At 74.2% G+C, this 25,883-nt stretch carries 32 protein-coding genes; 24 read left to right on the top strand and 8 right to left on the bottom strand.

The window, feature by feature from the left end:
• Window positions 1–90: 90 nt before the first annotated feature.
• A complete protein-coding gene (locus tag Asi02nite_RS20960) occupies window positions 91–855 on the top strand; it encodes a GNAT family N-acetyltransferase (protein WP_203715442.1) in 765 nt (254 codons plus the stop codon).
• A gap of 12 nt (window positions 856–867) precedes the next feature.
• Here the strand turns inward: Asi02nite_RS20960 and Asi02nite_RS20955 are convergent, their stop codons facing one another.
• Both Asi02nite_RS20955 and Asi02nite_RS20950 read right to left on the bottom strand, forming a co-directional pair.
• Window positions 868–1,254: an MmcQ/YjbR family DNA-binding protein gene (locus tag Asi02nite_RS20955; protein WP_203715441.1), complete on the bottom strand. Its 387-nt coding sequence runs from the start codon at window positions 1,252–1,254 to the stop codon at window positions 868–870.
• 24 nt (window positions 1,255–1,278) lie between these two features.
• Entirely contained in the window at window positions 1,279–1,449 is a 171-nt protein-coding gene (locus tag Asi02nite_RS20950; protein WP_373312295.1) for an antitoxin, read from the bottom strand.
• Between the two features lie 112 nt (window positions 1,450–1,561).
• Between Asi02nite_RS20950 and Asi02nite_RS20945 the strand changes: the two genes are divergently transcribed.
• The 4 genes from Asi02nite_RS20945 to Asi02nite_RS20930 are packed head-to-tail and all read left to right on the top strand — an operon-like array spanning window position 1,562 to window position 5,249.
• On the top strand, window positions 1,562–3,592 hold the full coding sequence (locus tag Asi02nite_RS20945) for a molybdopterin-containing oxidoreductase family protein (protein WP_203715439.1): 2,031 nt from the start codon (window positions 1,562–1,564) through the stop codon (window positions 3,590–3,592).
• 14 nt (window positions 3,593–3,606) lie between these two features.
• The gene (locus Asi02nite_RS20940; RefSeq protein WP_203715438.1) at window positions 3,607–3,933 is read left to right on the top strand and encodes a DMT family transporter; all 327 of its coding nucleotides are present in this window, start codon (window positions 3,607–3,609) and stop codon (window positions 3,931–3,933) included.
• A gap of 27 nt (window positions 3,934–3,960) precedes the next feature.
• Window positions 3,961–4,647, top strand: a complete 687-nt coding sequence (locus Asi02nite_RS20935) for an alpha/beta fold hydrolase (protein WP_203715437.1) — start codon at window positions 3,961–3,963, stop codon at window positions 4,645–4,647.
• On the top strand, window positions 4,644–5,249 hold the full coding sequence (locus Asi02nite_RS20930; RefSeq protein WP_203715436.1) for a M23 family metallopeptidase: 606 nt from the start codon (window positions 4,644–4,646) through the stop codon (window positions 5,247–5,249). Before Asi02nite_RS20935 ends, Asi02nite_RS20930 begins: the two co-directional genes overlap by 4 nt.
• On the opposite strand, the gene Asi02nite_RS20925 is transcribed toward Asi02nite_RS20930, so the two are convergent.
• The 5 genes from Asi02nite_RS20925 to Asi02nite_RS20905 are packed head-to-tail and all read right to left on the bottom strand — an operon-like array spanning window position 5,194 to window position 10,206.
• Complete coding sequence (locus Asi02nite_RS20925; protein WP_203715434.1) at window positions 5,194–6,204, bottom strand: 2-hydroxyacid dehydrogenase; 1,011 nt, start codon at window positions 6,202–6,204, stop codon at window positions 5,194–5,196. The two genes, Asi02nite_RS20930 and Asi02nite_RS20925, sit on opposite strands and share 56 nt — an antisense overlap.
• A gap of 6 nt (window positions 6,205–6,210) precedes the next feature.
• Window positions 6,211–7,626 carry an FGGY-family carbohydrate kinase gene (locus Asi02nite_RS20920; RefSeq protein ID WP_203715432.1) on the bottom strand — a complete coding sequence of 472 codons (1,416 nt, stop codon included), beginning with the start codon at window positions 7,624–7,626 and terminating at the stop codon, window positions 6,211–6,213.
• The gene (locus Asi02nite_RS20915) at window positions 7,623–8,219 is read right to left on the bottom strand and encodes a histidine phosphatase family protein (protein WP_203715431.1); all 597 of its coding nucleotides are present in this window, start codon (window positions 8,217–8,219) and stop codon (window positions 7,623–7,625) included. Before Asi02nite_RS20915 ends, Asi02nite_RS20920 begins: the two co-directional genes overlap by 4 nt.
• A complete protein-coding gene (locus Asi02nite_RS20910; protein ID WP_203715429.1) occupies window positions 8,216–9,586 on the bottom strand; it encodes an FGGY-family carbohydrate kinase in 1,371 nt (456 codons plus the stop codon). The genes Asi02nite_RS20915 and Asi02nite_RS20910 overlap by 4 nt, the downstream gene beginning before the upstream one ends.
• Window positions 9,583–10,206 carry a histidine phosphatase family protein gene (locus Asi02nite_RS20905; RefSeq protein ID WP_203715427.1) on the bottom strand — a complete coding sequence of 208 codons (624 nt, stop codon included), beginning with the start codon at window positions 10,204–10,206 and terminating at the stop codon, window positions 9,583–9,585. Before Asi02nite_RS20905 ends, Asi02nite_RS20910 begins: the two co-directional genes overlap by 4 nt.
• A 229-nt stretch (window positions 10,207–10,435) precedes the next feature.
• On the opposite strand from Asi02nite_RS20905, the gene dhaK reads away from it, so the two are divergent.
• The 18 genes from dhaK to Asi02nite_RS20815 all read left to right on the top strand — a co-directional run bounded on the left by dhaK (window position 10,436) and on the right by Asi02nite_RS20815 (window position 24,533).
• Window positions 10,436–11,422 (top strand): dihydroxyacetone kinase subunit DhaK, encoded by a 987-nt coding sequence (dhaK, locus tag Asi02nite_RS20900; protein ID WP_203715418.1) that lies wholly within the window; start codon window positions 10,436–10,438, stop codon window positions 11,420–11,422.
• The gene (dhaL, locus tag Asi02nite_RS20895; RefSeq protein ID WP_203715416.1) at window positions 11,422–12,057 is read left to right on the top strand and encodes a dihydroxyacetone kinase subunit DhaL; all 636 of its coding nucleotides are present in this window, start codon (window positions 11,422–11,424) and stop codon (window positions 12,055–12,057) included. Before dhaK ends, dhaL begins: the two co-directional genes overlap by 1 nt.
• Entirely contained in the window at window positions 12,054–13,718 is a 1,665-nt protein-coding gene (locus tag Asi02nite_RS20890; RefSeq protein WP_203715414.1) for a putative PEP-binding protein, read from the top strand. Before dhaL ends, Asi02nite_RS20890 begins: the two co-directional genes overlap by 4 nt.
• The gene (gene dhaM, locus Asi02nite_RS20885; protein ID WP_239126866.1) at window positions 13,715–14,116 is read left to right on the top strand and encodes a dihydroxyacetone kinase phosphoryl donor subunit DhaM; all 402 of its coding nucleotides are present in this window, start codon (window positions 13,715–13,717) and stop codon (window positions 14,114–14,116) included. Before Asi02nite_RS20890 ends, dhaM begins: the two co-directional genes overlap by 4 nt.
• Window positions 14,100–14,387 carry an HPr family phosphocarrier protein gene (locus Asi02nite_RS20880; RefSeq protein WP_203715412.1) on the top strand — a complete coding sequence of 96 codons (288 nt, stop codon included), beginning with the start codon at window positions 14,100–14,102 and terminating at the stop codon, window positions 14,385–14,387. The genes dhaM and Asi02nite_RS20880 overlap by 17 nt, the downstream gene beginning before the upstream one ends.
• A 96-nt stretch (window positions 14,388–14,483) precedes the next feature.
• Window positions 14,484–15,335, top strand: a complete 852-nt coding sequence (locus tag Asi02nite_RS20875) for a fumarylacetoacetate hydrolase family protein (protein WP_203715410.1) — start codon at window positions 14,484–14,486, stop codon at window positions 15,333–15,335.
• Between the two features lie 67 nt (window positions 15,336–15,402).
• Window positions 15,403–15,870 carry a MarR family winged helix-turn-helix transcriptional regulator gene (locus Asi02nite_RS20870; protein ID WP_203715408.1) on the top strand — a complete coding sequence of 156 codons (468 nt, stop codon included), beginning with the start codon at window positions 15,403–15,405 and terminating at the stop codon, window positions 15,868–15,870.
• A 119-nt stretch (window positions 15,871–15,989) separates the two neighbouring features.
• A complete protein-coding gene (gene wrbA, locus Asi02nite_RS20865; protein WP_203715406.1) occupies window positions 15,990–16,607 on the top strand; it encodes an NAD(P)H:quinone oxidoreductase in 618 nt (205 codons plus the stop codon).
• A gap of 162 nt (window positions 16,608–16,769) precedes the next feature.
• The gene (locus Asi02nite_RS20860; protein ID WP_203715404.1) at window positions 16,770–18,020 is read left to right on the top strand and encodes an extracellular catalytic domain type 1 short-chain-length polyhydroxyalkanoate depolymerase; all 1,251 of its coding nucleotides are present in this window, start codon (window positions 16,770–16,772) and stop codon (window positions 18,018–18,020) included.
• A gap of 64 nt (window positions 18,021–18,084) precedes the next feature.
• Window positions 18,085–18,534: a hypothetical protein gene (locus tag Asi02nite_RS20855; protein WP_203715403.1), complete on the top strand. Its 450-nt coding sequence runs from the start codon at window positions 18,085–18,087 to the stop codon at window positions 18,532–18,534.
• Complete coding sequence (locus Asi02nite_RS20850; protein ID WP_239126864.1) at window positions 18,531–18,839, top strand: hypothetical protein; 309 nt, start codon at window positions 18,531–18,533, stop codon at window positions 18,837–18,839. The genes Asi02nite_RS20855 and Asi02nite_RS20850 overlap by 4 nt, the downstream gene beginning before the upstream one ends.
• A 76-nt stretch (window positions 18,840–18,915) precedes the next feature.
• Window positions 18,916–19,164: a winged helix-turn-helix domain-containing protein gene (locus Asi02nite_RS20845; RefSeq protein ID WP_203715402.1), complete on the top strand. Its 249-nt coding sequence runs from the start codon at window positions 18,916–18,918 to the stop codon at window positions 19,162–19,164.
• 37 nt (window positions 19,165–19,201) lie between these two features.
• Window positions 19,202–20,017, top strand: coding sequence for a DUF72 domain-containing protein (locus Asi02nite_RS20840; RefSeq protein WP_203715459.1), 816 nt, complete (start codon window positions 19,202–19,204; stop codon window positions 20,015–20,017).
• A gap of 118 nt (window positions 20,018–20,135) precedes the next feature.
• On the top strand, window positions 20,136–21,098 hold the full coding sequence (locus Asi02nite_RS20835; protein ID WP_203715401.1) for an ABC transporter substrate-binding protein: 963 nt from the start codon (window positions 20,136–20,138) through the stop codon (window positions 21,096–21,098).
• Complete coding sequence (locus Asi02nite_RS20830; RefSeq protein ID WP_203715400.1) at window positions 21,095–21,844, top strand: class I SAM-dependent methyltransferase; 750 nt, start codon at window positions 21,095–21,097, stop codon at window positions 21,842–21,844. Before Asi02nite_RS20835 ends, Asi02nite_RS20830 begins: the two co-directional genes overlap by 4 nt.
• Complete coding sequence (locus tag Asi02nite_RS20825; protein ID WP_203715399.1) at window positions 21,841–22,842, top strand: FecCD family ABC transporter permease; 1,002 nt, start codon at window positions 21,841–21,843, stop codon at window positions 22,840–22,842. Before Asi02nite_RS20830 ends, Asi02nite_RS20825 begins: the two co-directional genes overlap by 4 nt.
• Window positions 22,839–23,603, top strand: a complete 765-nt coding sequence (locus Asi02nite_RS20820; protein ID WP_203715398.1) for an ABC transporter ATP-binding protein — start codon at window positions 22,839–22,841, stop codon at window positions 23,601–23,603. Before Asi02nite_RS20825 ends, Asi02nite_RS20820 begins: the two co-directional genes overlap by 4 nt.
• Before the next feature lie 66 nt (window positions 23,604–23,669).
• Window positions 23,670–24,533: a GNAT family N-acetyltransferase gene (locus Asi02nite_RS20815; RefSeq protein ID WP_203715396.1), complete on the top strand. Its 864-nt coding sequence runs from the start codon at window positions 23,670–23,672 to the stop codon at window positions 24,531–24,533.
• Here Asi02nite_RS20815 and Asi02nite_RS20810 read toward each other — a convergent pair.
• Window positions 24,506–25,213 (bottom strand): S41 family peptidase, encoded by a 708-nt coding sequence (locus tag Asi02nite_RS20810; RefSeq protein ID WP_203715394.1) that lies wholly within the window; start codon window positions 25,211–25,213, stop codon window positions 24,506–24,508. The two genes, Asi02nite_RS20815 and Asi02nite_RS20810, sit on opposite strands and share 28 nt — an antisense overlap.
• Before the next feature lie 34 nt (window positions 25,214–25,247).
• Between Asi02nite_RS20810 and Asi02nite_RS20805 the strand changes: the two genes are divergently transcribed.
• On the top strand, window positions 25,248–25,877 hold the full coding sequence (locus tag Asi02nite_RS20805; RefSeq protein WP_203715392.1) for an MFS transporter: 630 nt from the start codon (window positions 25,248–25,250) through the stop codon (window positions 25,875–25,877).
• The last annotated feature ends 6 nt before the right edge of the window (window positions 25,878–25,883 follow it).

Genomic DNA, 25,883 nt, shown 5'->3' with positions numbered 1-25,883 from the left:
AACCCCCGGCCGGGTTGGAACGAAATCGTGAGCTGGCTGACAAACGCGGAAACGACCGAACTTCCCCGGCACCGGCCGCATCCTGTGGTCATGACTGCCGCACAGACGTTGCAAGCCACCGCGTACGCGTTCCGCCAGGGTGCCGAGGTGATAACCGACGCGGCTCCGGCCGGCCGCTTCGAGACGGCGCCGCACGGAACCGTCCTGATGTTCACCGGTACGCCGATTCCGCTGCTGAACGCCGTCCTCGGCCTGGGCGACGAACCCGACGCGGAGGAGATCGCGGCGCTCGCGGATCGGGTGGCAGGGTACGCCCAGGGACTGCCGTGGACCATCCGCCTGCGCGGCGAGGCGGACGCGGACGTGGCCCGGGTCGCCGCCGGTCACGGGCTGACCGGGCGCGGGCGGTCGGTGCTGATGGTGCGGCCGCTCTCCGGCGACCGGGCGCCGGGCGCGGCGCACGTGCGCAAGCTGCCGGGCGCCGCGTATGAAACCTTCGCCACCGTGCTCGGCGCGGCGTTCGGCGCGCCGCCGCAGATCATCTCGGGCCTCTACAACGCGACGACGCTGGACCGACCGGAGATCGACGCGTACGTCGCGGAGGAGAGCGGCGCCCCGGTGACGGTCGGCCTGGCCGTCCGCACCGACGGCCACCTCTACCTCGCCAACATCGCGACCGACCCGGCCCACCGGCGACGCGGACACGCCCGGGCGCTCATCGGCGCCATGCTCCGGGACGGGCAGGAGTCGGGCGCCCACACGGCCTTCCTGCACTCCGCCGACGACACGGTGCCGCTGTTCGCCGGTTTCGGGTTCGAGGTGGGCGAGCCCTGGACGACCTTCGCAGCCGCCTGAGCCGCCGGGTGGTCAGCCGGCGAGGTACGCCTGCGTCAGGCGGGTCGGTGCCTTCGCCAGCCAGGCGTCCACCAGGGCCGTCTCCAGCGCCACGTGGTCGACCGTGCCCAGTTCGACGAGGATCGCCGCGTAGCCGTCGAAGTGCGGGATCGTGAAGAAGCCCGGCGTGCCCGCGGCGAGCACCGCCTCTTTCTCGGCCAGGTCACCCACCGCGGTGGCGACGATCGGGTCCGGCGGTACGGGCGCGTCCCCGTACCGCTTCAGGTCGGCCTTGCTGAACGGGCGCTCCCAGGCGAACACCTTGCCCGTCACCGACCAGGCGCGGTTGCCGTGGCGTTCGATCTCCGTGGTCTCCGGCAGCCGCGCCGCCAACCGGGACACGTCGTCCAGGGTCGCCATGCCCAAGACGGTACGGGAAAAGCGTCAGGGCATCGTGTCGCCGCCGCCGGTGCGGCGCTGCGCCTCGTCCACGCCCTTGTCGATGTGCTGGTCGTACTTGCCGCCCGTACGCTCGTCCATCTTGTCGCCGGCCTGCTGCATGCCCTTGTCGACCTTGTCGTCGTGCTTACCGGCAAGGTTCTTCAAACGGTCCATGAATCCCATGCGGCCCGTCTTCCCAGGCCCGTCGCCACCAAACCGACCCCCGCCCCGACCTGCGGGAAAATGCGAGAGATGGTACGGGTGGGGCTCACGTAGCATCGCCGGCATGGGTAGAACCACGCACCGCGGCGCCTGCCCGCTCGACTGCCCCGACACCTGCGTCTGGCAGCTCACCGTGGAAGACGGGCGGGCGGTCGAGATCCGGGGTGACGCCGACCACCCGTTCACCCGGGGCGCGCTCTGCGGCAAGGTCAACCGCTATCTCGACGCCGTCAACGGGCCCGACCGGCTCGCCACGCCGATGCTCCGGGTCGGCCCGAAGGGCGCCGGCCCCATCGCCTTCCGGCCGGCGAGTTGGGACGAGGCCCTCCAGCGGGTGGCCGCGGGGCTGACCGCCAGCATCGACCGGCACGGTCCGGAGTCGGTCCTGCCTTACTACTTCGCCGGTACGCTCGGCGAGGTCCAGGGCTACACGATGGGCCAGCGGCTCTTCGCCCACCTCGGCGCCAGCCGGCTGCGCACCACGATCTGCACGGCCGCGGCCAACGCCGCGCTCGGCTCGCTCTACGGCGGCATGGTCGGCTTCGAGCCCGAGTCGATCGTCGAGGCCAGGCTGATCGTGCTCTGGGGCGCCAACCTGCTCTCCACCCACCTGCACCTGTGGCCGTTCGTGCAGGAGGCCCGCCGCCGGGGCGCCTACGTCGTCGCGATCGACCCGCTGCGCACCGACACCGCCGGCCGCAGCGACGCGCACATCGCCCCGCTGCCCGGCACCGACGGCGCCTTGGCGCTCGGCCTGATGCGGCACCTCGTCGACGCCGGCGCGGTCGACCACGAGTGGCTCGACGCCCACGTCGACGGCTGGCCCGCGCTGGCGGCCCGGCTGCGGGAGTGGCCGGTCGAGCGGGCCGCCGCCGAGTGCGGGCTCGACCCGGCGGTGCTGCGCGACCTCGGCGACCGGATCGCCACGACCCGGCCGACCGCGATCAAGGTGGGCCTCGGCCTGCAGCGGCACGCGGGCGCCGGCCAGGCGCTCCGGGCCATCTGCGCGATCCCGCTGGTCACCGGCGACTTCCGGCACCCGGGCGGCGGCGCGCTCTGCATGACCACCGGGCACTTCCCGTGGGGCGACGTCGACGTCGCGCGGCCGCCGGACCTGCCGCAGCCGCCGGCCCGGCAGGTCAACATGAGCCGGCTCGCGGCCGTCCTGACCGGAGAGGCCGACCCGCCCGTCAGCTCGCTGGTCGTGTTCGACAGCAATCCGGCGGCGACCGCGCCCGACCAGACGCGCCTGCGCCAGGGCCTGCTCCGGGCCGACCTGTTCACCGTGGTGCTCGAGCAGCGCTGGACCGACACCTGCGACTACGCCGACGTGGTGCTGCCGGCGACGATGCAGCCCGAGCACCTCGACCTGTCCGCGTCCTACGGGCACCACTACACGTCCCTCAACCTGCCGGCCACCACGCCGCCGGGCGAGGCCCTGCCCAACACCGAGATCTTCCGCCGGATGGCGGCGGCGCTCGGGCTCGACCACCCGCGGCTGCGCGACAGCGACGAGGAGATCGCCCGCCAGCACCTGGCCGGCGGCCCGGTCACGTTCGAGGAGTTGGCCGAGCGCGGCTACGCCCGCACGACCGGGGTGCCGGTGGGCAGCGCGCCGTTCGCCAAGGGCGGGTTCCCGACGCCGACCGGCCGGGCCCGGCTGCACGACCCCGCGCTCGCGGCGCAGGGCGTCGACCCGCTGGTCGGCTACACCCCGCCGGCCGAGAAGGACGGCGCCGGCCTGGTGCTCATCTCCGCCGCCGGGCGGTTCTTCCTCAACTCCACGTTCGCCTCGCTGCCGTGGCACGAGAAGAAGATGGGCGCGCCGCGGATCCACCTGCACCCGCTCGACGCGGGGGCCCGCGGCCTCGCCGACGGCACCCCGGTCAGCGTGCACAACGAGCACGGTGCTTTCGACGCGGCCGTCGCCATCGACGACGCCGCGCGGCCGGGGGTCGCGTTCACCTTCAAGGCGTACTGGGCCAGGCGCAGCCCCGGCGGCAACACGGTCAACGCCGTGACCGCCGTGCGCGACACCGACCTCGGCGGGGCGCCGACCTTCCACGACACTCGTGTCGAGCTGACGGCGCGCTGAGAGGGGCGGCACGGGTGTGGTTCTGGCTGGCGGGCGCGATCGTCTCGGAGATCGCGGCCACGCTGTCGCTGCGCGCCTCGGCGGGGTTCACCCGCCTGGTGCCATCGGTGATCCTGGTCATCGGCTACGGGTTCGCCTTCTTCGCGCTCTCCCAGGCGCTGAAGCTCGGCATGCAGGTCGGCGTCGCGTACGCGGTCTGGTCCGCGGTCGGTGTCGCCGCGATCGCCATCATCGGGGCGGTCTTCCTGAAGGAGTCGCTCTCGCCGCTGCAGATCGGCGGCCTCGTGCTGATCATCGCCGGGGTGGTGGCGCTCGAGGTGGGTCGGGCGACGAGTCATTAGTGGCGCGGTCCGCATAGGGTCGCGGGCATGACCGAGTACGTGGACACCGGGCGTCTGCGGGTCGCCTGCCGCACGCTGCCCGGCCCGGCCGACGCGGTGCCGATGGTGCTGCTGCACGGTGGCGGCGGCGACGGGAGCAGCTGGGACGAGCTCGCGCCGCGGTTCGCCCGGCGGCGCCGGGTCTACGTGCCGGACCTGCGCGGCATGGGCGCGACCGAGCGCGCCGCCCCGTACGGGCCGCTGGTCTTCCGCGACGACCTGCTGGCCCTGCTCGACCGCCTGGCCCTGGACCGGGTCGTGCTCGTCGGCCACTCCCTGGGCGGGCTGGTCGCCCTGCTGACCACGCTGGCCGCGCCCGACCGGGTCGCCGCCCTGGTGCTCGAGGAGACGCCGCCGCCGGTGCCGCTGGGCATCCCGGTGCCGACCGGCCTGCCCGACACGGCGCCCTTCTACGACCGCGAGGTGCGCCCCTCGGTGCTGGCCACCCTCAACGCCCCCGACCCCAAGTGGTGGACCGAGTTGGCCGCGCTGCCCGTGCCGACGCTGGTCGTCGCCGGCGGCCCCGACAGCTTCCTGCCGCAGGACGCGATGGCGGAGATGGCCGAGCGGATCCCCGGCGGCGAGCTGACCACGATCCCGGTCGGCCACGTCGTGCACCCGAACGCGCCCAACGCCTTCGCGGACGCCGTCGAGACGTTCCTGGCCGGCCGGTGAGCGCGCCGCCCGCCACCCGCGCCACCGCGGTCGGCGCCGGCGTCGCGATCGTCGTCGCCGCCGTGCTCGCCGTGCTGCTGGTCGACCACCTGCGTCGGCCCGGCCCGCGCCCGCTGTTCCAGCTCCCGGTGAGCTGCGGCGAGACCTGGCGGCTGTCCACCTACCCCGGGCACGACGACTTCGACGTCGACCTGTTCCCGACCGAGGGCGAGTCGTGGGGCCGGCCGGTGCTGGCGGCCGCCGCCGGCACGGTCACCGTGTCCGGCGTCAACGGCTCGCTGGGCGGGCGGACACCCGAGAACCCGCGCGGGCCCAAGGGCCGGGGCGGCGGCTACTGGGTGAAGATCGACCACGGCGGGCAGTGGGAGACCCAGTACCTGCACATGCTGGAGCCGCCGCTGGTCGAGGAGGGCGACGAGGTCGCGGCCGGTCAGCAGATCGGCAAGCTCGGCAGCACCGGCAACTCCGGCGCCCCGCACCTGCACCACGAGCAGCGGGTGGGCGGCGAGAAGGTCGAGTCCTGGTTCGGCGGCGAGCCGTCCGGGATCACCGTCGACGACGAGGAAGTCGAGATCGAGCGGACCAGCGCCAACTGCCCGTGAACGCGGCGACCGCGGCGGCGGCCTGGGTCGCGGCGCGTTCCGCGGTCTGCCGGGTCGCGCCCGCCAGGTGCGGGGTGAGCACGAGCCGCGGCGCGGTGCGCAGCCGGGAGCCGGCGGGCAGCGGCTCGGCGTCGAACACGTCGAAGGCGGCCGCGCCGAGATGGCCCGACTCCAGCGCGTCGACCACGGCGGCGTAGTCGAGCAGGCCGCCGCGGGCCGTGTTGACCAGCACCGCCCCGGCCGGCAGCCGGGCCAGCTCCGCGGCACCGATCAGGCCCGTCGTCTCCGGCGTCAGCCGGGCGTGCAGGCTGAGCACCGTGGACCTGTCGAGCAGCTCGGGCAGGTCGACCGCGGTCGCGCCGTCCAGACCGGTCGCGTACGGGTCGTGCACCAGCACCCGGGCGTCGAACGCCCGGAGGATCCGGCCCACCCGGCGACCGATCGCGCCGTATCCGACGAGTCCGACCGTGCTGCCGGCCAGCTCGCCGCCGACGCGGTCGAGCGCGTAGAGGTCGCTGCGCCACTCGCCGGCGCGTACGCCCGCGTGCCGGTCCGGGATCTGGCGCAGTGCGGCGAGGATGAGCGCGACCGTGTGCTCGGCGGCCGCCACCGCGTTGCGTCCCGGTGTGGTGCGCACCGTCACGCCGGCCGCCGCCGCGGCGTCGAGGTTGACGTTGACCGGCCCGCCGCGGCAGACGACCACCAGCCGCAGCGCGTCGGCGGCCGCGAACACCCGCGCGGTGAACGGCGCCATCTGGGTGATCGCGGCCTCCACACCGGACAGTGCCGCGATCAGCGCGTCCTCGTCGCCGGACGCCTCGTCGACCTCGGCGACCGGCCCGTACGGCATGTGCGGCCAGGGCAACCTCAGCGTGCTGAGCTCATGACCGTCACCCAGCGCCGCGGCGAGCAGGTCGTTGGTGACGAAGTGGTCGCCGGCCAGCAGGATCCGCACAGCGCCTCAGCTCCAGTCGGGTCGGGCCTGTTCCACGTGCGCGAGATAGCGCGCGTAGCCGTCCTCGTGGTCGCCGGCGGGCTCGACCACCCGCCCGGCCGGCGTCCAGCCGGCCGGCTCGCTCTCCACCGTCGACAGCGCGGCCAGCGCCGCGCCGCGCGCACCGATCTCCTCGCCGGCCAGCACCCGGATGGGCCGGCCGAGGACGTCGGCGAAGATCTGCGCCCACTCGGCCGTGGCCACCCCGCCGCCGCACGCGGTCAGTTCGCCGGCCAGGCCCGCCGCGGTCAGGCAGTGCCGGGCGCTGTAGGCGATCGCCTCGCAGGTCGCCCGCACCAGGTCGGCGGGCTGGTGACCGAGGTGCAGCCCGTCGATCCGGGCGCGGGCGCGCGGTGCGACGAACGGCGCCCGCTCGCCCGCCTCCGCGAAGAACGGCAGCACCGTCAGGCCGGCGGAACGGCCCGTGGCCAGCAGCGCCGGGAGGTCGGCGACGGTCGCGCCCACCAGCCGGAGCACCCAGTCGAGGGCGGCGGTGCCGACCATCGCCGGCAGCGCGCGCAGCCAGCGCCCGCGCTGCCAGGTGCTCAGCGTGAGCCCGGCCGGCTCGCCGCCGGTGTCCACGGTGTCGTGGACCACCTGGCAGGCCAGCGTGGTGCCGACCGTGAGCAGGCCGGCGCCGACGGCCCGCACGCCGGCGCCCCAGGCCGACGCGGGCAGGTCGTAGGGCGCGCCGACCACCGGCACCCCGCGCGGCAGGCCGGTCGCGTCGGCGGCGGCCGCGTCCAGCGGGGCGTGCGGGGCGTCGTGCACCGGAGCCAGCAGGTCCCGCCGGTGGGTGAGCCCGCAGGCGTCGATCAGATCGAGGTCGTACGCGCGGCTGTGCGGGTCGAGGAACGGCGCCGACGCGTCGGACGGGTCGGTCGCGCGCAGGCCGGTCAGCCGCTGCACGACCATGTCCTTGCAGTAGCCGGCGGTGGCGGCGCGGTCGAGGTGGTGCGGCTCGTGCGCGTCCAGCCAGGCGAGCAGCGGCCCGGCGCCGCCGGGGAAGGGATAGTTGCCGGTCCTGCGGTACGCCAACGCGGCGAGCCCGTCCTCGGTCCAACGGTCGAGGATCGGGGTCGCGCGGGCGTCGAGCCAGGAGATCGCGTGCCGCACCGGGCGGCCGTCGCCGTCGAGCAGCCAGAGGCCGTCGCCCTGCGCGGTGAGGCCGACGGCGGTGACCGGGCCCGGCAGCAACTCCCGCAGCTCGCGCAGCACCGCCACCACCGCGCCGAAGACGGCGTCCGCGTCCTGCTCGTAGCGGCCGTCGCCGACGCGGTCGAGCACGGTCGGCCGGGCGGCCCGGGCCAGCGCCGTGCCGTCGGCGTCGAACGCGACGGCCTTGGTCACGGTGGTCCCGGCGTCGACGCCGATGACGGTCATCGGTCGACGTTATAGGAGACGACGCCGACGGGCTCGGGAAAGCGCAGCGTGGTGGTAGCGGTCGGATCGAGCACGGGCAGCTTCCGCCGGTATTCGGCGAGCGGGACGCCGAGCACCGTGCAGACCACGAGCCGGATCAGCGTGCTGTGCGCGACGACCAGAACCTTTTCGGTCGGGTACGCGGTGGCGAGTGCGGTGAGGGCCGCCAGCCCCCGCGCGGCCGCGTCGGCGGGGTGCTCGCCGCCCGGGAAGTGACCCGCCGCCGGGTCGGCCACGAAGCGGGCCACCATCTCCGGGTCGGCGGCGCGCAACTCGTCCAGGGTCCGCCCCTCGGCGACACCGAAGTCGAGTTCCCGCAGCCGGTCGTCGACGGTCGCGGTCAGGCCCGGCACCGCGGCCGCCGTCTGCCGCGCCCGTGTGAGCTGCGAGCAGGCCAGCGCCGCGAAACCCTGACCGGCCGCCCACTCCGCGAGTCCCGCCGCCTGCGCGACCCCGACCTCGTCGAGCGGCACGTCGCTGCGGCCCGTGTAGCGGGTCGGCTCGTGCCAGGCGGTGCGGCCGTGCCGGGCCAGCACCACGGTCGTACGCGTCATGACGGCTCCTTGGCATAGGCGGCGAGGCCGGCGTCGACGTAGCCGCGCGCGACCAACGCGTCGACGAACCGGGCGAACGGCTCGCCGAACCGGTCCCCGGCGCGCGGCTCGATCGTCCCGGCCATCCGGACCATCCGCTTCGCGGTCGCGGTGAGGTCGCCGTCGCCGGCCGCCGCGACCACCGCCATGCCGAGCGCCGGCTCGGTGGTCGCCGGCAGCGCGACCGGGCGGCCGAGCACGTCGGCGCGCAGCCGCGACCAGTAGGCGCTGCGGGTGGCACCGCCGGTCAGCGTCAGCGTCCCGCCGGTGTCCGCGCCGAGCCGGCGCAGGTGGGCGTAGCAGAGCCGCTCGACGAACGCGACGCCCTGCAGCAGCCCGGCGTAGCGGTCGGCGTCGCCGGCGAACGTGCCCACCGTGAACGCCGTCGCGTCCGGCCGCACGAAGGGGAACCGCTCGCCCGTGGTGCGCAGCGGGTAGACGAGCGCACCGGCCGGCTCGTGCGCGGCGGCGGCCGCGTCCAGCGCCGCCCGGTCCACGCCCGGGAACCGGTCGTCGACCACGGCCGCGCCCACATTGGACGCTCCGCCGGGCAGCCAGCCGCCGTCGGGATGCCGGTGCGAGTAGACCGCCCCGGTCGGGTCGGCCAGCCGGGTCGCGGTGACGCCCTTGACGACCAGCGTCGTGCCGAGCACCGAGTTCCAGTCGCCGACCGCCAGCGCGCCCGCGGCGACCTGTGCGGCACAGCCGTCGGTGAGCCCCGCGTGCACGGACGTGCCCACCGGCAGGCCGGTGTGCGCCGCGCCGTCCCGGCCGACGGTGCCGATCACGGTGCCGGGCCGGACCACGGCCGGCAGGGCGGACGCGGGCACGTCGGGCGGCACGTTCCACCCGCCGTCGTAGCCGGACTTGAGCGCGCTGGTCCAGTCGGTCGCGACCTGGTCGCCGGTCAACCGGTCGGCGAGGTGGTCGCCGCAGTGCCGGAGCACGAGCCGGCCGTCGGCCAGACCGGCCCGCACCGCCGCCGGTCCGTGGGCGAGCAGCCAGCGCAGCTTCGGCAGTGCCCATGCGTCGGTGGCGCGCGCGTCGTCGTACATCAGGGCAGGGGTCTGCGCTTCGCCGGTGGCGTCGCTGAGCAGGAACGTGCCCGAGGTGCCGCAGATCGACAGACCGCGGACCCGGGTCGCGTCGACCGCGCGGAACGCCATGCCCAGGGCCGACCACCACTGCGCCGGGTCCTGCTCGTGCCGCGCACCGTCGCGGCGGCCGGTGAGCGGCACGGTCGCGCGGTCGAGCACTGTCCCGTCGTCGTCGGCGAGCAGCACCCGCAGGCTCTGCGTGCCGACGTCGACGCCCGCCCAGACGCTCATTCGACCCGCGTCGAGCGGCTGCCGGCCGCGGTCGGTGCGTTGTAGACGGCCAGGCGGTGCCCGCCGGCCGGTCCGTTGTGCTCGATCACGGTCAGCGAGCAGTTCCGCACCGGCACGAAACCCCGCTCGCCCGGCGGCGGCACCGCCAACGCGGCGGCGGTCGCCACCCGGATCGGACCCCCGTGGGTGAAGGCGACGACGGTGCCGGTCGTGGCCGCGGCCGCTTCCTCCAGTGCGGCCCAGACCCGCTCGCGGAGCTCCCCGTAGGTCTCGCCGCCGCCACGCGGGATGTCGACGCCGCGCGCGAACGCGGCGATCTCGTCGGGGTACGCGGCGGCGACCTCGGCCCGCGTGCGGCCGACCCAGTCCCGGACGTCGATCTCGCGCAGCCGGGCGTCCGCGCGGGCCGTCCCGCCGATCCGCTGGAGATAGGGCGCGGCCGTGTCCCACGCCCGCGGCAGGTCGCTGGCGAGCACCAGGTCGGCGGCGCCGTACCGGTCGACCAGCACCTCGGCCACCATCTCGGCCTGCGTCCGCCCGACCTCGGTCAGCCCCGAGTCCGCCTGCCCCTGGTAGCGGTCGTCCACGTTCCATCGCGACTCGCCGTGGCGAACGAGCACCAGCCGTACCATAACGTTGATCTTTATCATCTCCCGCATCGTTGACAAGCCTGTCCGATCCAGGAAAGCCGGACCCGCGTACTGACCGGCGGCTAGGCTGATATCGGCAGGGGTGGCCTTGGCGCGCTCGATGCGCGGCCACGTGCCCGGCGCGACCTTTCGCGGGGCCGATCCTCGTTCTTCCGCCTCGCTTCGTAAGGGCACCACAGCCGGATAAGGAGTCAGAGTCGTGAAGAAGCTGATCAACGCGCCCGATGACGTGCTCACCGACGCGCTCGTGGGGTTCGCGGCCGCGTACCCGGACCTGACCGTCAACCTCGAGGACCGGTACATCTCCCGCGGGCCGACGGCGGGCAAGGTCGGGCTGGTCTCGGGTGGTGGCTCCGGCCACGAACCGCTGCACGGCGGCTTCGTCGGCTTCGGCATGCTCGACGCGGCCTGCCCGGGTGAGGTGTTCACCTCGCCGGTGCCCGACCAGTTGCTCGCCGCCACCAAGGCCGTCGACGGCGGGGCCGGCGTGCTGCACATCGTGAAGAACTACACCGGCGACGTGCTCAACTTCCAGATGGCCGCCGAACTGGCCGGCGACGACGGCCTCCAGGTCGAGTCGGTGCTGGTCAACGACGACGTCGCGGTCGAGAACAGCACCTACACCGCCGGTCGGCGGGGCACCGGCGGCACGGTCTTCGTCGAGAAGATCGTCGGAGCGGCCGCCGAGCGCGGTGCCGACCTGGCCGCCTGCGCCGCGGTCGGTCGCGAGGTCAACGACCGCTCCCGCTCGTTCGGCGTGGCGCTGAGCACCAACGTGATCCCGGCGACCGGCAAGCCCGGCTTCGAGCTGGGCGACACCGAGATCGAGATCGGCGTCGGCATCCACGGCGAGCCCGGCCGCTCGCGCGGGCAGATGACCACCGCGCGGGAGATCGCGGGCGTCGCGCTCGAGGCGATCCACGCCGACATGCCGCTCTCGGGCGACCTGCTGGTGATGGTCAACGGCCTGGGCGGCACCCCGCTGATCGAGCTGTACGTGGTCTACGCCGCGGTCGCCGAGTTCCTGGAGAGCCGGGGCGCCACGATCACCCGCAACCTGGTCGGCAACTACATCACCAGCCTGGAGATGGCCGGCTGCTCGATCACCGTCATGCGGATGACCCCGGAGCTGACCGAGCTGTGGGACGCGCCGGTGCAGACGCCGGCGCTGCGCTGGGGCCGTTGATGGACACGAGCGCGTTCCGCGCGTGGGTGCACGAGGCGGCCCGGCTGATCGCCGACAACGCCGAGAACCTGACCCGGCTCGACGCGGCGATCGGCGACGGCGACCACGGCGTCAACCTGCGCCGCGGGTTCCAGGCGGCCGACGAGATGCTCGACAAGGCGGAGGCGGAGACGCCCGGCGCGGTGCTCCAGACGGTCGGCCGGGCGCTGATCAGCAAGACCGGCGGCGCGTCCGGCCCCCTCTACGGCACCGGGTTCCGGCAGGCCGGCAAGGCGCTGGCCGACGTGACCGAGGTCGACGTCGCCAAGCTCGGCTCCGCCTTGGAGGCCGCGTTCAACGGGATCCAGCAGCTCGGTGCCGCCCACGAGGGCGACAAGACGATGCTGGACGCGCTCGGTCCGGCGGTCACCGCCTACCAGGTGGCCGCCGAGGGCGGTGCCGACATCGCCGGCGCGACCCGGGCCGCGGCCGAGGCGGCCGAGCGCGGCCTGGCCGAGACCGTGCCGATGCTGGCGCGCAAGGGCCGGGCCAGCTACCTGGGCGAGCGCACGATCGGTCACGAGGACCCGGGCGCCGCGTCCACCGTGCTGCTCATGCGGGCGCTGGCCACGGTCACCGCCGGCGAGGCACCGTGACGTCGGTCGCCCACCGGTGGGCCGGTCAGGGCGTCGCGCCGGGCGCCGCGGTCGCCGGTTCCTGGCGTGCGGACCGGCCGGTCCCGGCCGGCGCCGTCCACATCGGCCCGGCCGAGGTGGAGGAGGCGTTCGCGGCCGTCGCGGCGGACCTCGACCGGGTCGCCGATCGGGTACGCGCGCAGGGGCGCGAGGCGGCCGCCGACATCGTGGCCGTCGGTGCGCTGATCGCCGCGGACCCCGACCTGGTCGACTCGGCCAAGCAGGCGGCCGGCGGCGACCAGCCGCTGCCCGCCGTGCGGGAGGCCGTCGAGAGCTACGCCACCGTCCTGGACCTCCTGCCCGACGACGCCCTGCGCCAGCGGGCCGCCGACGTGCGTCAGGTCGGCCGCCGGGTGCTCGAGCGGCTCGCGTACCCGGGCGGTGGCCGCGACGCCCCCGCGGACCGGTTCGTGCTCGTCGCCGCCGAACTCGGCCCGGCCGACCTGATCGAGCACCTCGGCGGCGGCCTGGTCGGCGCGGTCGCGGTGCGCGGCGGCGCCAACTCGCACGCGGCGATCGTCGCCCGCTCCGTCGGGCTGCCGCTGGTCATGGGTGTCGACCCGGAGGTGCTCGACCTGCCGGACGCGACCGACCTGCTGGTCGACGCCGACGCCGGCGCGGTGGTCGCGGAGCCCTCGCCGGCCGAGGTCGCCCGCACCGAGGTCGCGTCCGCCCGCGAGGTGGAGCGCCGCGGGCGGCTCGCCGCCGAGCGCGGCCTGCCCCACGTCACCGCCGACGACCAGCCGTTCGGTCTCTACGCCAACGTCTCGTCCGATGTGGAGGTCCGGCTGGCGCTGGACAGCGGGGCCATCGGCAGTGGCCTCGTCCGCACGGAGCTGCAGTTCATGGAGGCCGACCGCTGGCCGAGCGAGGCCGACCACCGGCGGGTCCTGGCGCCGCTGCTCGCCGAGGCGGCCGGGCGGCCGGTGACCGTACGCCTGCTCGACTTCGCCAACGACAAGATCCCCCCGTTCCTGACCCCGCCCGCCGGGCTGCCCGTGCTGCTCGCCAACCCCTCGGCCGTGACCGCACAGGTACGGGCGATCGTCGACCTCGGCCGCGACGTCGGGCTGCGGATCATGGTGCCGATGGTGTCGAGCCCCGACCAGCTCGCCCCGGTCCGGGCGGCGGTGGAGGCCGCGGCGGTCAGCTTCGGCGTGCCCGCGCCGCCGGTCGGTGCGATGGTCGAGACGATCGCCGCCGTACGCGAGATCGAGGCGCTCTGTCAGGTCGTCGACTTCGTCTCGATCGGCAGCAACGACCTGACCTCCGAGGTGCTCGACCTGAACCGGGTCGACCCGCGGGCGCGCACGGAGCTCGCCGCCCACCCCCGGGTGCTCTCACTGATCGGCCGCGTCGTCGAGGCGGCCGTCGCGGCCGGGCTGCCGCCGCTGACCGTCTGCGGCGACGCGGGGTCGCACCCGACGACGCTGCCGTTGTTGCTGGGTGCCGGCGTGCGGTCGGTCAGTGTCGCCGTGGCCCGCATCGACGAGACGCGGTGGCGGCTGCGCCGGCTGGACACCGAGCAGTGCCGGGCGCTGTTCACCCACGCGCTGCGGCTGGGCGGGGCCGGCGAGGTCGCCGAGTTGGTCGACGAGCGGATCGAGGTGACCATGCCATGACGGAAGGCATCGGACTGGTGGGCATCGTGCTGATCTCGCACAGCTCGGCGCTCGCCGAAGGGGCCGCGGAGCTGGTCCAGCAGATCTCCGGGGGCGCGACCGTGGTGCCGGCCGGCGGCACCGAGGACGGTGGGCTGGGCACCAGCACCGACAAGATCGAGGCCGCGATCGAGGACGCCGACGCCGGCTCGGGCGTCGTGCTCATCCCCGACCTGGGCAGCGCCGTGCTCAGCGCCCGTTCCGTGCTCGCGGACCTGGCCGGCGAGACCACCGCCCGGCTCGTGGACGCGCCGTTCGTGGAGGGTGCGGTCGCCGCGGCGGTGGCCGCCGGCAGCGGCGCCGACCTGGACGCGGTCATCGCCGCCGCCGAGGAGGCGCGCGATGCCGCAAAGTTCTGAGGACTCCGACGCGTTGGCGGAGCGGGTGGTCGTGCTGCCGAAGGCGCTGCACGCCCGACCCGCCGGCCAGCTCGCCCGGCTCGCCGGCCGGCACAAGGAGACCACCATCCAGCTCGTCGCGGGGGAGAAGAAGGCCAACGCCCGCGGCGTGCTGGCCGTGATGGCGATGGGCGCGGTGGCCGGCACCGAGGTCACGGTGACCGTGACCGGCCCCGACGCGGACGCGGTCGCCGACGAGGCCGCCGGCATCCTCACCGCCGCCGAGGGCTGAACCTCCCGCCGCCTGCCTCCGCCCGCTTCCGCCTGCCCGGGTACGGTCGGGCGACGGCGGCTTCCCCCTCGCCGCCGTGAGCGAAGGAGAAGCGGCATGCGACTGATGCGGATCGGCCCGGCCGGCGCCGAGCGTCCCGTCCTGCTCGACAGCTCGGGTCAGCATTTCGACCTGACCGGCGTCACCGCGGACATCGACCCGGCGTTCTTCGCCGGGGACGGCATCGAGCGGGTACGCGCGGCCCACGCCGCCGGCTCCCTGCCGGCCGTGGACGTCACCGGCCAGCGGGTGGGCGCCCCGATCGCCCGGCCCAGCGTGGTGCTCTGCATCGGCATGAACTACGCGGCCCACGCCGCGGAGTCGGGCGCGAACCCGCCGGAGCAGCCGGTGATGTTCTACAAGGCCCCGAACACGCTCGTCGGCCCCGACGACGAGGTCCTGGTCCCGCGCGGCTCGAAGCAGACCGACTGGGAGGTCGAGCTGGCGGTCGTCATCGGCCGCCGCGCCCGCTACCTGTCGTCGCCCGCGGAGGCGCTCGCGCACGTGGCCGGCTACGCGATCGCCAACGACGTGTCGGAACGCGACTTCCAGATCAAGCAGAGCGGCGGTCAGTGGTCGAAGGGCAAGAGCTGCGAGACCTTCAACCCGCTCGGCCCGTGGCTGGTCACCGCTGACGCGGTGGTCGACCCGCAGGCGCTGCGGCTGCGCTCCTGGGTCAACGGCGAGCCGCGCCAGGACTCGTCCACGGCAGACATGATCTTCGCGGTGGCCGAGCTGATCTACCAGCTGAGCCAGGTGACGGTCCTGGAGCCCGGCGACCTGCTCAACACGGGCACCCCGGAGGGCGTGGCCCTCTCGGGCCGCTTCCCGTACCTGACGCCCGGCGACGTGATGGAACTCGAGATCGACGGCCTGGGCCGCCAACGCCAACGCGTCGGCCAGGCCTGAGCACCACGGCTGGCTCGTAGCCTCGTGAAGAGTGATGCGTCACCCTTCACGAGGTAGAGTCGGCGGCATGGCGGAGCCCGACTGGCTGACCGAGCGCGAGCTGAGCGCCTGGCGCGGCTTCCTGACCATGCAGGAAGACCTGCGGCGCCGGCTCAACCGGCAGCTCGTGCACGACTCCGGCCTCTCCTACGCCGACTACGCGGTCCTCGCGACCCTGTCGGACGCCACCGACCGGTGCCTGCGCGTCTTCGAGCTGCGCGAGGCGCTGCGCTGGGAGAAGACCCGGCTCACCCACCAGATCTCGCGGATGGCCGCGCGCGGCCTGGTCCAGCGCGAGACCAGCGCCGACGACTCGCGCGGGCAGGTCGTGGCGATGACCACCGAGGGCTACGCGGCGATCCTCAAGGCCGCACCGGGGCACGCGGCCACGGTCCGCCGGCTGTTCTTCGACGCCCTGAGCCCGCGCCAGGTCGACACGCTGGCCACTCTGTCCGCAGCCGTGCTCGAGAACATCGCCGACCGCGACCCCGACTGACGCCGCCCCGCCCGCCGATTCGGTGAGGTGAGGCACGTCCGCCCTTCGTCAGGGTGACGCATCACCCTGAGCTGGCTAGCGTGGGGTACTCGACCTCCCCGAGTAAGGAACGAACCCCCATGTCTGAACCCGTCAAGCTCGCCGTCATCTACTACTCGTCGACCGGCACCGGCTCCGAGATCGCCAACGAGATCGCCGCGGCCGCCGAGAAGGCCGGCGCCGAGGTCCGGGTCCGCAAGGCCGAGGAGCTCGCGCCGCAGTCGGCCATCGACTCCAACCCGGCCTGGGCCGCGCACCACGCCGCGACCGCCGACGTCCCCGCGCCGACCCTGGACGACGTCGACTGGGCCGACGCGGTGATCTTCGGCTCGCCGACCCGCTACGGCAACGTCGCGGCCCAGCTCAAGCAGTTCATCGACACCCTGTCGCCGCTGTGGGCGCAGGGCAAGCTGGCCGACAAGGTCTACAGCGGCTTCACCTCGACCGCCACCCAGCGCGGCGGCCACGAGTCGACGCTGATCGCGCTCTACAACACGATCCACCACTTCGGCGGCATCGTGGTGGCGCCGGGCTACACCGACGCGGTCAAGTTCGTCGACGGCAACCCGTACGGGACGTCGCACTTCACCGCCAACGGCACCAACCCGGTCGGCGACGAGACCCGCAACGCCGCGCGGCACCAGGCCGAGCGGGTCGTGCGCATCGCGGGCGCCCTGAAGCGCGGCCTCGCGGCCTGACCGCACCGCCGCCGGCCGGGCGGGCACGGGTTTCGAAAACACGTGCCCGCCGGCCGGCGCCGCGCCTACCCTGCGGGTCGGGAGCCGAATCAATCCTCTGCCGAGGGCAACGGCAGTGCTGTTGCGCGCGGGTGCGCCCGCGCATCCGGCATCAGGAGCGACATGAGGCTTCTCCCCAAGGCAGTGCACGCCCTCTGGATCACGTTGGCCGCCACCGTCGTCGCGGCCACGCTGCTCGTGGCTTCCCCCGCCAAGGCCGCGACGCTGACCGAGGTCACGAACTTCGGCGCCAACCCGGGCAACCTGCGGATGTATCTCTACGTGCCCGACCGCGTCGCCGCCCGGCCCGGCCTGCTCGTCGCGGTGCACTACTGCACCGGCAGCGGGCCCGCGTTCTACAGCGGCACCGACTTCGCCCGCCTGGCCGACCAGCACGGCTACATCGTCGTCTACCCGTCGGTGACCGCGAGTGACGGCTGCTTCGACGTCGCCTCCTCGGCGACCCTCACGCACAACGGCGGCGGCGACTCGCTGAGCATCGTCTCGATGACGCGGTACGTGCAGCAGACCTACAACGCCGACCCCGCCCGGACGTTCGTCACCGGTGTCTCCTCCGGCGCGATGATGACCAACGTCCTGCTCGGCGCGTACCCGGACGTCTTCCGGGCCGGCGCCGCCTTCGCGGGCGTACCCTTCGGCTGTTTCGCGGGTCCGTCCAAGTGGAACAGTCAGTGCGCGCAGGGTCAGCTCACCCGCACGCCGCAACAGTGGGGCGATCTGGTCCGCAACGCGTACCCCGGCTTCACCGGCACCCGACCGCGGATGCAGCTCTGGCACGGGACCAACGACGAGATCCTGTCGTACGTGAACTTCGGCGAGGCGATCAAGCAGTGGACCAACGTCCACGGCATCAGCCAGACCCCGACGTCGACCGACAGCCCGCAGTCGGGCTGGACCCGCACGCGGTACGGGTCGGGTCAGGTGGAGGCGATCAGCATGGCCAACACCCCGCACAACCTGCCGGTGCAGGCGTCGGCGGCGATCGCGTTCTTCGGCCTGAACACCGGCGGCCCGACCACCTCACCGACGGCGAACCCGACCACCCCGCCACCGGGCCCGGGCGGCTGCACGGCCGCGTTCCGGGTGACGAGTTCCTGGAGCGGCGGGTACGTGGCCGCGGTGCGCGTCACCGCCGGCAGCGGCGGTGTCAACGGGTGGCGGGTCGGCCTGGCGCTACCGGCCGGGACCACGGTCGTCAACTCGTGGAGCGGCCAGTTCAGCGGGTCGGGCAGCGCGACGCAGGTGACGAACGCGAGTTACAACGGCCGCCTCGGCCCGGGCGCCGCGACGGAGTTCGGCTTCCAGGCCAACGGCGCCGCACCGGCGTTGAGCCCTGCCTGCACGGCCTTGTGAGCGAGCGGCGGCGGAGATCGTTCCCGGATCTCCGCCGCCGGACCGGGCCGTGGATGATGGTGCGATGACCGCCGGGCCACCCACCCGCATCGCCATCGACCACGACGACCACCACGCGGAGCACGTCGGCCGCACGGCCGACGGCCGGCAGTTCTTCCTGACCACGCCGTTCGAGCCCGCCGGGGACGACGACGAGGGGCAGGAGTTCGTCGCGCTGTTCCTGTTCGAGGGTTCGGGCAGGTTCCTGGAGGCGCGGATCGACGCGCTGGGGCCGCGGGCGCGGCTGGACCAGGTGGCGGCGCGGGCGACGTACGAGGGCCGGCTCGCCTCGCTCGGCGACGTCACCTTCACCCGCATCGAGGTGGAGCCGTTCTCGGTCGACCGGTTCGGCACGACGTTCGGCCTGATCCCGGAACCACCCGAGGACGACGGCGACGACTGGTGGGTCATCCTGGAGCCGGGCGACTACATGGCTTTCTGCCCACCATGGGACAGCGGGGAGTACGACACATGATCGTGGTGGAGATACACGTGCCGATGCTGCCGGCACCGGGCGTCAGCGAGCGCGATTATCCGTACCCGTGGATCAACGACATCGAGGACTTCCTGGCGGAGGAGGACCACGAGTACGATGACGGCGAGCAGGTCGGCGACGTCTACGTCTTCTTCGCCACCGGCGGCACCGAGGAGGTGCTGCTGGAGGTCGCGGCCCGCGCGGTCGCCCTGCCCCGCGTGCCACGGGGAGCGTTCGCGGTCATCTCCCACGACGAGGCGCCCGAGTTGGGCGTCGGCCGCCGGGTGAACCTGCCCGTCACCTAGGCCGCGAACGTGGCCTTGACGTCCGCGTACCCTTGCCGTAATAGTAGCCATTGTAACCCGTGATGGGAGGGCTGCGATGGGCAACCGGCCGAGCTACCTGGACATCGTCGACGACATCCGCCGGCAGATCTCCACGGGTCGCCTAGCTCCCGGTGCCGCGCTGCCCACCAGCCGCGAGCTGTGCGAGAGCTACCAGGTCAGCCGCCAGACCATCGGCAGCGCGATGATCGTGCTGCGCACGCAGGGGCTGGTCGTCGGCCAGCAGGGCCGCGCGGTCTACGTCACCGCCGACCCGAAGCGCCACCTGCCGGCCGTCGGCGGATGACTACCGTGGGGCCATGCGGCTTCAGGTGGGTTGCGCGATGTGGACGCTCAAGTCCTGGTACGGACGCTTCCTGCCGGACCGGTCGCCCGAGCGGCTGCGGCACTACGCCGGGTGGTGCGACGCGGTCGAGGGCAACACGACCTTCTACGCGACGCCGGCGCGCGAGACCGTGGCGACGTGGGCGGCGCAGACCGCGCCCGACTTCCGGTTCGTGGTGAAGCTGCCGAGGGAGATCACACACGAGCGGCGCCTCGTGGGCACCGACGAGCCGCTGCGCCGGTTCCTGCACGCGATCGAGCCGCTCGGCTCGCGCGCGCACGCGCTCTGGATCCAGCTTCCGGGGTCGTTCACGCCCGCCGACCTGGGCGCGCTCGCGGACTTCCTGCGGACGATGCCGGCCACCTACCGGTACGCGGTGGAGGTGCGCCACCCGGCCTTCTTCACCGACCGCCGGGCCGCCGCCGCGCTCGAGACGGCGCTCGGCGGCGCGGAGTGGGTCCCGTTCGACACGACGGCGTTCTTCGCGCGACCGCCGACGAGCGCGGCCGAACGCGAGGCGTGGACGAAGAAGCCGCGGATGCCGCTGCGCACGCGGGCGCTGACGGAGTTCCCGATCGTCCGCTACCTGGGCCGCGACGCCACGACCGAGACGGTCGACGGCTGGCAGCGCTGGGTGGAGATCACCGCCGGCTGGCTGCGCGAGGGCCGCTCGCCCACGATCTTCGTCCACACCCCCGACAACGCCGACGCCCCGGCGCTGGCGCGCCGCTTCCACGACGAGGTCCGCGCCAAGCTGCCGGGTTTGCGACCGCTGCCGGAACCCGTACCGGTGGAGCCGTTGACCCTGTTCTAGACCTCTGGTGCCGGCGCCGCCCGTGCGCCCCCGCGTCGAAGAGGTGCTGGTCGGGTGGGAGGTCGGGCATCTCACTCACGGATGACACGGTCGCCGGCCGCTGCTAGTGTCCGCCAACATGAAACTGAAAACCGTTTCCATCTTGATGGCCGGCCTGGTGGTCGCCGGTTGTTCCAGCGGCGCCGCCGACGCCACCCCGACCGCCGCCGCGGATCCCGTGCGGCTGACCAACTGTGGGCTCCCGCTCACCATCGGCACGCCGCCCAAGCGGGCGATCACCATGGAGCAGAACGCCACCGAGATCATGCTCAGCCTCGGGCTCGGCGACCGGATGGTCGGCACCAGCTACCAGACCGACCCCGTCCTGCCGGCGCTGCGCCCCGCGTACGCGAAGGTGCCCGTGCTCGCCAAGCTCTACCCCTCGCGCGAAGCGGTGCGGGCGGCCAACCCCGACTTCGTCTACTCGACCTACACCTCCGCGTACGCGCCGGACGCCGCCGGGCCGCGGAAAGACCTGGCCGCGCTCGGCGTGCCCGCGTACCTCTCCCGGTTCGCGTGTGAGCAGGACGCGGAGCCGGTGTTCAGCTTCGACGGGCTGTTCGGGGAGATCCGCGACATCGCCTCGGTCTTCGACGTGGCCGAGCAGGGGGAGCGGCTCGTCGGTGAGCAGCGCGGCCGCCTCGACGCGGCCCGGAACGCCGCGCCGGCGCGCAGCCTGCTCTGGTACTACTCCGGCACGAGCACGCCCTACGTGGCCGGCCACGGCGGCGTCCCCGACGCGGTCAGCACCCTGCTCGGCGCTCGCAACGCGTTCACCGACGCCACCCAGAGGTGGCCCGCCGGCAACTGGGAGGAGATCGCGGAGCGCGACCCCGACGTCATCGTGCTCGCCGACCTGACGCGCGGCGGCGACGGCGACAGCGCCCGGTCGAAGATCGAGTTCCTCAAGCAGAACCCGGTCACGTCCAAACTGGACGCGGTGATGCACGACCGGTTCGTCACCGTGCCAGGGTCCTCGATGGACCCGTCCGTGCGTAGCGTCGAGGCAGCCGAGATCGTCGCCGCCGGGCTCGACCGATGAACCCGTCCGCCGCCCGGCGTCTGCTGCGGCTCTGGGACGACCAGCAGTCCGCGTACGTGGCCCACCGCGAGTCGCGGTTCGAGGCCATGTTCGACGTGCTGCGCCTGCACTGCACCGAGGACCTGATGGTGCTCGACCTGGCCTGCGGCCCCGGGGCCATCGCCGACCGGGTGCTGGCCGGCTTCCCGCGGTCCGCCGTGGTCGCGGTCGACTACGACCCGATCCTGCTGCGGATCGCCCGCGGCGCGCTCGACGGCTACGGACCCCGGGCCGAGGTGCGCGACCTGGACCTGGTGGCCGGTGACTGGGCCGAGACCCTCGGCGGGCGCGGCTTCGACGCGATCCTCAGCTCCACGGCGCTGCACTGGCTGTCGCCGGAGCAACTCCTGCGCGTCTACACCGCCGCGGCCCGGTTGCTGCCCGCCGGCGGGGTGCTGCTCAACGCCGACCACCTGCGGTACGGCACGCCGGTGCTGCGCGACCTCGCCGAGCGGCACGACGCGCTGGTGCAGCGGCAGCGGTTCGCCGCGGGCGCGCTCGACTACAGCGGCTGGTACGCCGAGGCGGCCCGGCAGCCCGAACTGGCCGACCTGGCCGCGGAGCGGGAACGGCGGTTCGCCGACCGGCCGCCGCAGCCGCTGGCACCGCTCGAGTTCCACCTGGCCGCCCTGCGTACGGCCGGCTTCACCGAGGTCGGCACGGTGTGGCAGTACCTCGACGACTACGTGGTGTTCGCCCGCCGATGAACCGCCCCGTCCTCCCGGTGGCCGCGGGCCTCCTGCTCGTGAGCGTCGCGGCCGCGGTCACCGTGGGCTCGGCCGACCTGTCGATCGGCGACGTGCTGCGGGCCGTCGGCACGCACCTCGGCCTGCCGGTGCGGCCGCTGCCGCCGCTGGCCGACAGCATCGTCTGGGACCTGCGGCTGCCCCGGGTCCTGCTGGCGGCGCTCGTCGGCGCCGGCCTGGCGGTGTGCGGGGCGGTGCTGCAGGCGCTGACCCGCAACCCGCTGGCCGACCCGTACCTCCTCGGCGTGTCCGCGGGCGCGTCGACGGGCGCGGTCGCGGTGCTGGTGCTGGGCATCGGGGGCGGGATCAGCCTCGCCACCGGCGCGTTCCTGGGCAGTGCGCTCGCGTTCGGCGCGGTCCTGCTGCTGGCCGGCCGCCGGGCGGCCGAGCCGACCCGGATCGTGCTCGCCGGCGTCGCCGTCTCCCAGTTGTTCAGCGCCCTGACCAGCCTGATCGTGATCTCCGACGCGGCCTCGCGGGACACCCGTAGCGTGACCTTCTGGCTGCTCGGCTCGCTGACCGCGGCGTCCTGGCCGGCGGTGGCGCTCTGTGCCGTGGTCGCCGGTGCCGGTCTGGTCCTCTGCTGGGCGGCGGCCACGGCGCTGGACGCGTTCGCGTTCGGCACCGACGTCGCGCGGTCGCTCGGGTTCTCGGCCGCGCGTACCCGACTGGTGTTGTTCGCCCTGACCGCGTTGGTGGCGGCCACGCTGGCCGCGGCGAGCGGGGCGATCGGCTTCGTCGGCCTGACGGTGCCGCACGCGGTGCGCTTCCTGACCGGCGCCGGGCACCGGGTGCTGCTGCCCGCGAGCGCGCTGGCCGGCGCGATCTTCCTGATCTGGGCCGACACCGCCGCGCGTACGGTGTTCGCCCCGCAGGAACTGCCCGTCGGCGTGCTCACGGCGCTGCTCGGGGTGCCGGTGTTCGCGGTCGTCATGCGCCGCCGGTCGGGGACGCCGTGAGCGCCCGCCTCGACGCGGCCGGCGTCGGCTGGGACGTGGCGGGCGCGCGGATCCTCGCGTCGGTCGCGTTCGCGGCCGCGCCGGGGGAGACGGTCGGACTGCTCGGGCCGAACGGGTCCGGGAAGTCGAGCCTGCTGCGCCTGCTCGGCGGGCTGGCCCGGCCGTCCGCCGGGCAGGTGTCCCTGGATTCCGTCGCGCTGTCGGCGCTGCCGCGGCGGGCGCTGGCGCGGCGGATCGCGGTCGTCACCCAGCAGACGGCCACGGACGTGGAGATGACCGCGCTGGAGGTGGTGCTGCTGGGCCGCATCCCGTACCGGCCGCGGCTCGCGGGTGTCGCCGCGACCGACCTGTCGATGGCGCGGCGGGCGCTCGCCTCCGCCGGCCTGGACGGCTTCGCGGACCGCCGCTGGTCGACCCTGTCCGGCGGGGAGCGGCAGCGGGTGGACCTGGCCCGGGCGTTCGTGCAGGAGCCGGACCTGCTGTTGCTCGACGAGCCGACGAACCACCTGGACATCCGCCACCAACTCGACCTGCTGCGCACCCTCGCCGCGTCCCCGACGACCGTGGTGGTCACGCTGCACGACCTCAACCTGGCGGCGGACTGGTGCGACCGGCTCGTGCTGCTGTGCGGCGGCCGGGTGGTCGCGGCGGGCACGCCGGCCGCGGTGCTGACGGCGGAGCGGATCCTCGAGGTGTACGACGTGCCGGTCGACATCGACGCGGGACCGGACGGCCGACCCCGGATCCGCTACCGCCGCTAGCGCGTGGCCCGCGGCGGGCCGCCGAAATTCGTTGCGGTGCGCGCCGGCGCGGTCCACGGTGGAGCGATGAGCGTGACGGTGCGGGCCTGTCGGGACGGCGACGACGAGGGTGTGCGGCGGCTCGACGGGCCGTTGCTCGACCACGGTCGCGTGGTGGCCGGCGCGGTCGACGACGGCCGGATCGTCGGCCATGGCGGGATGACCTGGTGGGACGAGGCCGACGGCACCCGGCTCTACCTGCTCTCCGGCCGCGTCGACCCGGCCTGGCGGCGGCGGGGAGTGGGCACCGCCATCCTGCGCTGGCAGGAGGAGCACGCCATCGCGTACGACCGGGACCAGCCCGACCCGGCCGAGGTCCGGTGCTTCGGCGTCAACGTCGCGCCGGACCAGGTGGGCAACCTTGCGCTGGTCACGGCGCAGGGCTACCGGGTCGCGTTCACGGTCGTGGAGATGGCGTGCGAGCCGCGCGACGACCCCGGCGACGGGCTGCCCGCGGGGCTCGTGCTCCGACCGGTCGCCGCACCGCAGCACGCCCGGATCCACGCCGCGATCGAGGAGTGCTTCGCCGGGTCCAGGGACGGCTACCGGTCCCGCACGCACGACGAATACCTGCGCGACGTGCGGGACGTCGACCTGTGGTGCGTGGCCTGGGCCGGCGGCGAGGTCGCCGGTGTCGTCGTCACCGAACTCGAGCCCGACGGCACCGCGACGACCCCGTGGGTGGCGGTCCGCCCGCCCTGGCGCCGCCACGGCGTCGGACTGGCCCTGATGCGCCGGACGCTGGCCACCCTGGCCGACCGGGGCGTGCGACAGGCCCGCCTCCGCACGATCGAGGAGAACCCTCACCACAGCGTCGGCCTGTACGAACGCGCCGGCTACACCGTCACCGACCGGCAACCCCGCTACCGCAAGCCGTTCCCGGCCGGCTGAGTCTCACCCGCGAGGCGTTCCCGCAGCAGGTGCAGGGCCGCCGGCAACGTGTCGTCCGGCGTCGCCTCGACGTCGGGCAGCACGCCCGTGCCTTCCCAGTTGCCGCCCGTGACCGGCGAGACCGAGCGGGCGACCGGCACGGTCAACTCGAGGTGGTCGTCGATCCGGAAGGCCCGCCGGGGGTGGGCGCCGCCGCGGCTGCGCTGCCCGACCAAAGTGGCCCGACCAGTCTGCTGGAGGTCGTAGGCGAGTTGCTCGCCGCCGGAGAACGTGGTGCCGCTGACCAGCACGGCGACCGGCTTGTCAGGCCCGAACCGGCGGCCCGGCACGTACGGCAGCGTCCAGGCCTGTGCCACCCGCCCCGTGGTGCGTTCGAAGAGACCGCTGAGCTCGACCGGCTCGCCCCCGAACAGGTAGCTGCAGATGAAGGTGACCATCGAGGGTTCGCCGCCGAGGCACCGGCGCAGGTCGAGGACCAGCGCGTCGGCCGTCGCCACCAGGGTCATGGCGGCGGTGACCGTGTCGCCGGCGACGACGGTCGGGAACAGCACCGGGTTGAGGTCGAGGTGCGCGATGCCCCCGTCGAGCCGGCGCACGGCGGAGACGCCCCCGCCCGTGCGATCGGCCCAGGCGGTCATCGTCGCGAGGTCGGTCTCGTCGTCGCCGTGCCCGTCGGGCAACGCGTCCTCGTGGTGGATCCTGTCCGTACGCGGTGTGCTGCGCGAGATCCGGTCGGGCCTCGGCTACGCGGCGCGCAGTGTGGAGACCCGCATCGTGGTCGCGCTGATCGCCGCCGCGACGCTCTCCTACAGCGGGCTGTTCGCGGTCGGCCTCCCCGCGCTGGCGCGGAGCTTCGACTCGGGCGCGTTCGCACTCGGCCCCATGCTCTCCGCCTGGGGTCTGGGCCAGCTCGTGGGGACGCTGTCGGCCTCGTTCACCGGCCTCCCGGAGCGCTGGGGCCTGCTCATCATCGGGATGGCCTTCCTCGAGGGCGTCTCCTTCGCCGTGCTGGGCTTCGTGCCCGACGTTCTGGTGGCCGTGGTGCTCCTCGCGGTGCTGGGCTTCGGGGTGGCCTACTCGACCGACGTCGCCCTTCCGACGTTCGTCCAGACCAGCACGCCGCCGGAGCTGCTCGGCCGGGTCAGCAGCGTGCTCGAACTACCCCGCGTGGTGCTCGAACCCGTCTCGATGGCGATGATGGGCCTGCTCGCGTCGCGCGACGTCCGCTGGGCGTTCGCCGCCGCGGCGGTGCCGATGCTGGTGGTGTCGCTGACGCTGGCCACGAGCCGGCGGGCGCGGGGCCTGCGTACGCGGGACCCCGAGCAGACCCACGCCGTGGCCTGACGCGGG

The sequence above is a fragment of the Asanoa siamensis genome (assembly GCF_016862555.1).
GTDB lineage: Bacteria > Actinomycetota > Actinomycetes > Mycobacteriales > Micromonosporaceae > Asanoa > Asanoa siamensis.
The sequence above is the reverse complement of the archived record's forward strand: the minus strand, read 5'-3'. Positions and strand labels throughout refer to the sequence as shown.